Annotated in this window: 8 protein-coding genes and 1 pseudogene; 4 read left to right on the top strand and 5 right to left on the bottom strand. The window is 39.4% G+C overall.

The window, feature by feature from the left end:
* Positions 1-97: 97 nt before the first annotated feature.
* A pseudogene (locus tag LKW28_RS16665) lies at positions 98-1,303 on the bottom strand (MFS transporter).
* Positions 1,304-1,412: 109 nt separating this feature from the next.
* Positions 1,413-2,591, bottom strand: a complete 1,179-nt coding sequence (locus tag LKW28_RS16660; RefSeq protein ID WP_229141492.1) for an MFS transporter — start codon at positions 2,589-2,591, stop codon at positions 1,413-1,415.
* A 232-nt stretch (positions 2,592-2,823) separates the two neighbouring features.
* On the opposite strand from LKW28_RS16660, the gene LKW28_RS16655 reads away from it, so the two are divergent.
* The 4 genes from LKW28_RS16655 to LKW28_RS16640 all read left to right on the top strand — a co-directional run bounded on the left by LKW28_RS16655 (position 2,824) and on the right by LKW28_RS16640 (position 6,326).
* Positions 2,824-3,600: a Cof-type HAD-IIB family hydrolase gene (locus LKW28_RS16655; RefSeq protein ID WP_420708897.1), complete on the top strand. Its 777-nt coding sequence runs from the start codon at positions 2,824-2,826 to the stop codon at positions 3,598-3,600.
* A gap of 153 nt (positions 3,601-3,753) precedes the next feature.
* Positions 3,754-5,544 (top strand): oligoendopeptidase F, encoded by a 1,791-nt coding sequence (gene pepF / locus LKW28_RS16650; protein WP_229141490.1) that lies wholly within the window; start codon positions 3,754-3,756, stop codon positions 5,542-5,544.
* Positions 5,528-5,761 (top strand): hypothetical protein, encoded by a 234-nt coding sequence (locus tag LKW28_RS16645; RefSeq protein ID WP_229141488.1) that lies wholly within the window; start codon positions 5,528-5,530, stop codon positions 5,759-5,761. The genes pepF and LKW28_RS16645 overlap by 17 nt, the downstream gene beginning before the upstream one ends.
* 196 nt (positions 5,762-5,957) lie before the next feature.
* The gene (locus tag LKW28_RS16640) at positions 5,958-6,326 is read left to right on the top strand and encodes a YkvA family protein (RefSeq protein WP_420708896.1); all 369 of its coding nucleotides are present in this window, start codon (positions 5,958-5,960) and stop codon (positions 6,324-6,326) included.
* Between the two features lie 20 nt (positions 6,327-6,346).
* Here LKW28_RS16640 and LKW28_RS16635 read toward each other — a convergent pair whose 3' ends face one another.
* The 3 genes from LKW28_RS16635 to LKW28_RS16625 all read right to left on the bottom strand — a co-directional run bounded on the left by LKW28_RS16635 (position 6,347) and on the right by LKW28_RS16625 (position 7,709).
* On the bottom strand, positions 6,347-6,598 hold the full coding sequence (locus LKW28_RS16635) for a LexA family protein (RefSeq protein WP_229141487.1): 252 nt from the start codon (positions 6,596-6,598) through the stop codon (positions 6,347-6,349).
* Positions 6,588-6,812 carry a hypothetical protein gene (locus LKW28_RS16630; RefSeq protein ID WP_229141486.1) on the bottom strand — a complete coding sequence of 75 codons (225 nt, stop codon included), beginning with the start codon at positions 6,810-6,812 and terminating at the stop codon, positions 6,588-6,590. The genes LKW28_RS16635 and LKW28_RS16630 overlap by 11 nt, the downstream gene beginning before the upstream one ends.
* Positions 6,813-7,055: 243 nt before the next feature.
* Positions 7,056-7,709, bottom strand: a complete 654-nt coding sequence (locus tag LKW28_RS16625; protein WP_229141484.1) for a hypothetical protein — start codon at positions 7,707-7,709, stop codon at positions 7,056-7,058.
* Between the last annotated feature and the right edge of the window lie 18 nt (positions 7,710-7,727).

Raw genomic sequence — 7,727 nt, 5'->3', positions numbered from 1 at the left:
AATACTTATCTCAAGTATTGCCATTTTGGAGGTGTTTTATATTGTCTCACTATTTTAGGTTAGTCCACCCGACAAACTCGTGGGCAAGGCTTCTTTATTACATTGATAATGGTATTGTTTGATTTTTTCGACTAGAAGACTCTTTCTTCCCGTGCATGAAAAAGTAAAGAATAATACTTGCTAATGCTACGATACTTAAAATGGAATACAGCTTGCTGTACCCGGTTAACGGAACAAGAAAACCTAATAGAAAAGGACCAAACCCAAGCCCAGCATCTAAAAAAATGTAAAAGGTCGAAGTCGCAAGTCCCATACGGTGTGCTGGAGTTAACTTAATCGCTACTGCCTGGGTACATGACTGCATATTCCCGAATCCAAGCCCGATAAGGGCACCTGATACAAGAAGTGTGACACTGTTATGAGCAGTACTTAAAAGAAACATTCCAATCGCAAGTATAAAAAAGGCTGGATACATGACATAGTTTGCCCCTTTTATATCCATCAAGCGTCCAGTGAAAGGGCGTGAAATGAGAACAGCAATTGAATAGACAAGGAAGAAAAGGCTTGCTGCAGTTACTAAATCAATCTCAATTGCATAAAAATTGATGAATGAAAGAACACTTGCATAACAAAGTGAAACCGCAAATGTAACAAGCGCAATTGGAAGTGCCTTCGGTTCCACATAGTTTGCAAACGAAAAGCCAGTTTTTTCTTGAATTTGACTTGTTTGTATTTCGATTGGCGGTACATATAAAATGAATGAAGTGAGCAGGCCGATAACGCCAATCACAAGACAGAGACCGAAGATTACCTAGTAGCTCGTATGCTGGGACATAAATAGCCCGATAAATGGACCAATTGCCGTTGCCAAGGTTGCACTCATACTAAAATAACCAATTCCTTCACCTCTGCGTTTAGGCGGAATGATTTGAGCAACAATTGTACCAGTCGCAGTGCTGGCGATGCCAAGTGTGATACCATGAATGAAGCGATTTATTAGAAGGAAAGTGATTCCGGCATGTACGAAGTATAAGCAGGTCGTAATGAGGAATAAAACCAAACCGATAAATAATGTTTTTTTACGACCAATTAGATCAATATAACGTCCGATAAATAGGCGGCCGATTAGCGTTCCTACAATAAAGATTCCAGTTACAAGCCCAGCCTGACTTGTGGATGCACCATATTCATCAACTGCATAAACAGCCATGATGACAACCAATAAATAAAAGATAAAGGTTAAGAAAAAATTGATGGAGGAAACAATAATAAAATCCTTCGTCCATAGTTTTTGTTTATCCAAGTTGAAAATCCCCTTACTTTATTAGAAATAAAAAAATAGTTACCGGGGTAACTATTCATCTACTTTAACAAATTTTGATAAAAATAACCATATAAAAATACTGGGGTTTCTACAATGACTCCTCTATTTGTTCAGATGAATCACGAACTCTGCTGATAAAAATCAGCGCCACAATCAAACTCCCAGCTGCAGCTAAAAACAGCACACTAAACCCAAACAGGTCAATTAAATACCCAAGGGTTGGAGGTGACGTAATGGCTGCCAGCGAGGAAACCAAATAATACAGCCCAGTTCTTGTTCCGAAGCTTTTTTCACTCCCAGTAGAAACAATCAAAGGGTATGCGTTAATGTTAACAAATGCCCAGAAGATGCCTCCCAAAAATAAGATTGCTCTCAAGTAAATCACGGAATCCACCCAATTTAGCAGTAAAAATGAAATGATTAAACCGATAACCCCAATGACAATCACATTTTTCTTCCCAAATTTCGCTCCTAAGATCCCACTTGGAATTGCCGAAATCACAAAACTTAATGGAAAAAAGGCCAACGAAAACGCTGAGGCGCTTTTTGAAAGGCCTAATTCGTTCACTCCGTATAGTGTAAACAAAGCTTCCATACCCATAATCGCAATAAACCAAAAAAAGATAGCGGCTAACAAATATATCGTTGTAGAGTTTAATTCTGCCCTGTAATTAATTTTAGGGACGGTTGTTTCATAATAAGAGAGTGTATCGCGGTGTTCTTTAATATTTTTAAAAACGATCCACACTGATACTAAAAAGAAAATAGAAACGGCGATAAATGGAAGTGTCTCGTCAACGCTAAATAAATAGGAGCCTATACTTAACGCAAAAATTGCTCCACAGCCACCCATAAAATTAATGATTCCGTTTGCCTTTGTTTGTTGGGGTTCAGGTGTGATGTCCGGCATCAAAGCAATCGTAGGGGAACGAAAAATAGCCATTGATAAGTTCATACATAGCATGAAAATGAGCAAAGATATTAATCCAGTGTGAAGGGGGATAAGGGCATAAAACAGGGCTGCAAGTGGAACGCCAATAAGTAAATATGGCATCCTGCGTCCGAAACGCGTCCGGGTTCGGTCGCTTAACTGACCAATATATGGCTGTAAAAAGAGAGCGATATAATTATCGATGGTCATTAGAAATCCAATCAGTGCCGTGCTAGTAATATAATTGTCGAGCAAAAAAGGAACAAATCCATTATATAAAGACCATCCAAGACTAATGCTAAAAAAGCCAAATCCTAATAACCACGTTTTTTTCATGTCTGCTCTCCTTGATGAATAAGATCAAATGCGCCTTGACGTATTTGCGCCCTATGGGGGACTTGATGCGAAAAGATGTAAACATACTACTAATTTATGCCAGAGAATAGTACTTTTTGCCTGTTTTGTTTGTATTCTTTTAAATCTGTTTTATTTGTTTAACGCGTGAAAATAAGGTATCTTAGGTAATATATGATTTCAGACAAAAGCGAGATAGAAAGTAGGAATGAAAATGGAACGAAGCCTGATCTTTTTTGACATAGATGGAACACTCTTGAACCATAAGAAACAACTACCTGCCACAACGAAGGAAGCCATTTTTAAATTAAAGGAACTTGGACATGAAGTAGCGATTGCTACGGGCCGTGCTCCATTTATGTTCGAGGATTTGCGTGAAGAGCTCGGTATCGGAACATATGTAAGCTACAACGGTCAATACGTTGTGTTAAATGGTGAGGAAATTTACACAAATCCATTACATGAAGAAGCCCTTGTACAGCTGACAGAAAAAGCGCTTGCCAATAATCACCCTATTGTCTACATGGATCACGAAGACATGAAGGCAAATGTTCCGGAGCATGAATTTATTACAGAAAGCATTGCTACCTTAAAAATTAAAAGTTTTCCTACATATGATCCAAAGTATTATGAAGGACGTAAATTGTTCCAATCACTTTTATTTGTCCCAGAAGGGGATGAATTGCAATACGAAAACGAGTTCAAGGACTTTGATTTTGTTCGCTGGCATCCGGTTTCTGTTGACGTCATTCCAAGTGGCGGCTCAAAAGCAAACGGGATTGAAAAGCTTATTGAAATGTTAGGAATCCCAGAGGAGCATGTATATGCTTTCGGAGACGGATTAAATGATTTAGAAATGCTCACCGCGGTTCACAATAGTGTAGCGATGGGGAACGGACTTGATGAGGTAAAAGAAGCAGCCAAATATGTAACAAAATCCGTAGAAGAAGATGGAATTTTGCACGGTTTAAAAATGGTCGGGTTATTATAGGGATAAGAGAAGGTCGAGATTATTCTTGATCTTCTTTTTTGTGTAGATTTGCAAGAAAATTAGGATATTTATGTTAATCTTGATTTGTTTATTTTATAATAGAATTATATTATTTCGTTTTACGAAATATTCACTAGAAGGAGGAATATTCAAATGGCATTATTGCGTTCAGAGGTCCCTGTTGAACAAACATGGAACCTACAAGATTTATTTGAAACAGACGAGGTATGGGAGAAGGAGCTTGCGTCCGTACAAACGGACCTTCAAACAGTGACACAATACAAGGGACGTGTTGGTGAAAATGCAATGACCTTGTTTGAATGCCTAGTGGCAAAGGATGCATTGCTGGAAAGAGTGATGCGTGTGATGACCTACGCAGATTTACATATGTCAGTCGATGGAACAAATTCCGTTTATCAGGCGAACGCCGCCCGAGCGGCATCCTTACTGGCAAATGTGAGAGCAAACTTGTCGTTTATAAAATCAGAGTTGCTTGCGCTGGACGCAGAAACGATCAGATCATATATAAAAGAAGAACAGGGTCTTGATGAATTTCAAAAAACGTTAACCGATATTCTTGAAGCTAAAGAGCATACGCTATCACCGGATGCTGAAGAAGTATTAGCTGCTTTTGGTGAGGTTATGGATTCTCCATATATGATTTATCAAAGAAGCAAAACATCAGATATGCAGTTTTCAGCGTTTGTGACAGATGATGGGATCGAACATCCGCTAACCTTTAACTCATTTCCGAAATATGAGGACTCAGCGAATACGGAATTACGACGTAAGGCTTCTAAGGCGTTTGCTGAAACTCTCGATAAATACAAAAACACATATGCCGCCACATTGGCAACAGAGGTGAAAAAGCAAGTCATTGAAGCACGTTTACGCGGGTTTGAGTCTGTTACAGATATGCTGTTAGACGAACAACAGGTTACGAAGGAAATGTACAATAATCAGTTACATACGATTCAAACGGAATTAGCTCCACATATGCGACGCCTAGCAAAATTAAAGCAACGCGTTTTGGGCTTGGAAAAAGTGTATTACAGCGATTTGAAGGCTCCACTTGATCCGAATTTTAACCCTGAAGTAACGTATGAGGAAGCTTCAAAGCTTGTCCTGGATGCTATTCAGGTTATGGGCCCTGAGTATATCAAAATTATGGAGGAAGGAATTCATAACCGCTGGGTTGACCTAGCCGATAATGTTGGAAAACGATCTGGTGCATTTTGTTCAAGCCCGTATGGCGCCCATCCGTATATTTTGATGACGTGGAATAACTCGATGCGAAACACATTTACACTTGCTCATGAATTAGGGCATGCCGGACACTTTGTACTAGCGGGTCGTAATCATCGAATCTCAAATACACGACCTTCACGCTATTTTATCGAGGCACCTTCGACGATGAATGAGATGCTGCTAAGCAGGCATATTCTTTCACAATCAAATGATGATCGAATGAAACGCTGGGTTATTTTACAATCATTAGGTACTTACTACCATAATTTTGTCACACATATTCTTGAAGGTGAGTTACAGCGACGCGTATATGAGTTAGCTCACAATGGCACGCCAATTACAGCCAACATTTTATGTGAACAAAAAACAGAGTTGCTTTCCGCATTCTGGGGAGAGGAAGTTGAAATGGACGATCTCGCTGCACTCACCTGGATGCGCCAGCCGCATTATTATATGGGCTTATATCCATATACGTACTCTGCTGGTTTAACCGCGTCAACAGCCGCCTCTCAAATGATTCAAGAGGAAGGTCAGCCAGCAGTGGACCGTTGGCTATCTGCATTAAAAGCGGGTGGAACACGAAAGCCACTTGAATTAATGAAGCTTGCCGGAGTCGATATGTCTACACCAGAGCCAATAAAAAAGGCAGTTGCTTATGTTGGTTCATTGGTAGAAGAGCTTGAAAAAAGCTTTTAACTTTATTCAGCAGAAGTTCCCTACTTCTATAAGTGGGGATGAATGCAAAAAGAGTATACAATTCACTGGTGGGTCTAAACCCGGACTGAATAAAGTTAAAGCCTCCGGCGGATGCCACGATTTATTAAAGGTAATTTTTCGAGGCAAGCTCGAAAAAAATCGGGCACAAATACGCCAAGGCGCATTTGATTTAGCAGAAGTCAGTTACTTCAGCTAATTAAATTTTCGGGCTTTAGATCAAAGATTAAGAGCGCCACTTCCTGATGTCTTCGTCTTTGTGATCCACATCCTGTGGGCCTAAAAAAGGTTTTGTAGCATAACCTAAGGAAGTTGAAATTTCATGTTAGTCCCATGATTCATTTGTTAGCCTCTGTAGTACAATAGTAGTAGAACATATAAAATGGGGGATTTACATGGATGAAATGGAAAAGCATTATTCGGAAGATAAATTTTGGGAAAAACTTAAAAAATTTGCTTTAAGAGCAGGTCATTCCGTTGTATACACGGCACTTTTGCTTTACTTCGTGCTTCAAAAGCCTGATCTTCCTGCAAAAGCAAGGGTGACAATTCTTGCTGCTTTAGGATATTTTATTTTTCCAGTCGACCTCATTCCGGACCTTGCTGTTGGGATCGGGTTTACCGATGATCTAGGAGCCTTAGGTGTTGCACTTTTTCAAGTGGCCATGCATATCGATGACAATGTGAAAGCGAAGGCAAAAGCAAAGCTAGTTGATTGGTTTGGCGACGATGTGGATACGTCAGAGGTAGATGAAAAACTATAGAATATATGTCAGAACTACCCTTATTTCGCTTCGGGTAGTTCTTTTTTTAGGGTGATGGATCTTGGTGTTTTAGGTTCATAATGGAGAATCCCTTTTTCCTTGAGACGGTCAAGATAGGCCTTGATTGTGCTCGTTGAACTCACAGAAGTACAGAGTCTTGAAAGTTCGCGCATTGTCGGAGCTATGTGGTGTTTCCTGATATATTTTTCGATTTGTTCAAGTATTTCCTGCTCGGTATGCTCCATTCGCATTTGTAATGTTCTAATTTGCAAATTTAACAGCTCCTTTTTTCCTCGGTGCCGCAGATAAAATGCTATCTATTTTAAAGGTTCTTTTTTTATTTCTGAGTAAGCAAAAGGCTTTGATTGTGGTTTCGTGGATTTCTAAAACTTTAATTTGTCGTTGTGTTAGAATCCCGCTTTTTGACATATAGATGATTTCGATAGATGTGTGCTGATACAAGGCACGTTGTAAAATACCGCGCATGTCATCATCTCCTTTTTTTACATTATACACGAACATATATTCTATTATCAACTAAAAATAGAACATTTATTCGTATTTTCATTAGAGGTTGAGTGAGCAAGCCGGAAAGAGTGATCTCACGGTACACGCCCGAGCAAAAAACTCTGAATCATGTACAGTACTTGGTAGTTTGGACAAAATCCCTAAATGGAGAGGGTACAAGAGTGGAAAAAAAAGAAAAACACCAGGTTTTAGCCTGGTGAATTACGATTTTGTTCTAATGTTTGGGGCAGTTTGTTGAGAAGGATCCGCTTTTCTTTTACCCATGACACCATTCATTTCCAGCAATTCAATGATTTTTTCAAGATGGGCTTCATTTTCCACGACAACGAAATTGACCAATGGAAAAAATCCCTTTACCTTAATCGTTAGCTGATAGCTAAAATTCATGCGGTCATTGATGCCATATAAGTCATGCCAACGCACAATTCGTTCGACTTCATATTCCCTGACTCGGCTGTAGGAAAAATATCGTCCCTGCAAGATAATCCCTTTCGGCAATAAAAACAGGTTTCCACGGTGGCGAATAGCACTTATGATTGCGAAAAAGAGATAGGCCATCGAGAAGAAGGAAGATCCTAAAAAGTCAGTTGTGAGGATGACCATTAGTATTCCTAAAAGGACCACGGAAGCAATAACGGTTCCCCATTTCACAAATTTATACGATTTCGTTGATTTAGAGAGTGGTTCCATTTCTTTATATTCAGTCGGAATGAGAATCCCCTGGAACTCCTCTTCCGTTTGAGGGAAAAGAGCTTCTTTCGAAAGATCGACAGCCTTTTTGATACTCATTCTGTATTGAATTAAATAATACACTCCCAATATGAAAATAATGGTGAAAAGGATATTGAGAAACAAGTCATCACCCACCTTGGC

This window comes from Bacillus sp. REN16 (genome assembly GCF_020731355.1).
Lineage (GTDB): Bacteria > Bacillota > Bacilli > Bacillales > Bacillaceae_L > Ferdinandcohnia.
The sequence above is the reverse complement of the archived record's forward strand: the minus strand, read 5'-3'. Positions and strand labels throughout refer to the sequence as shown.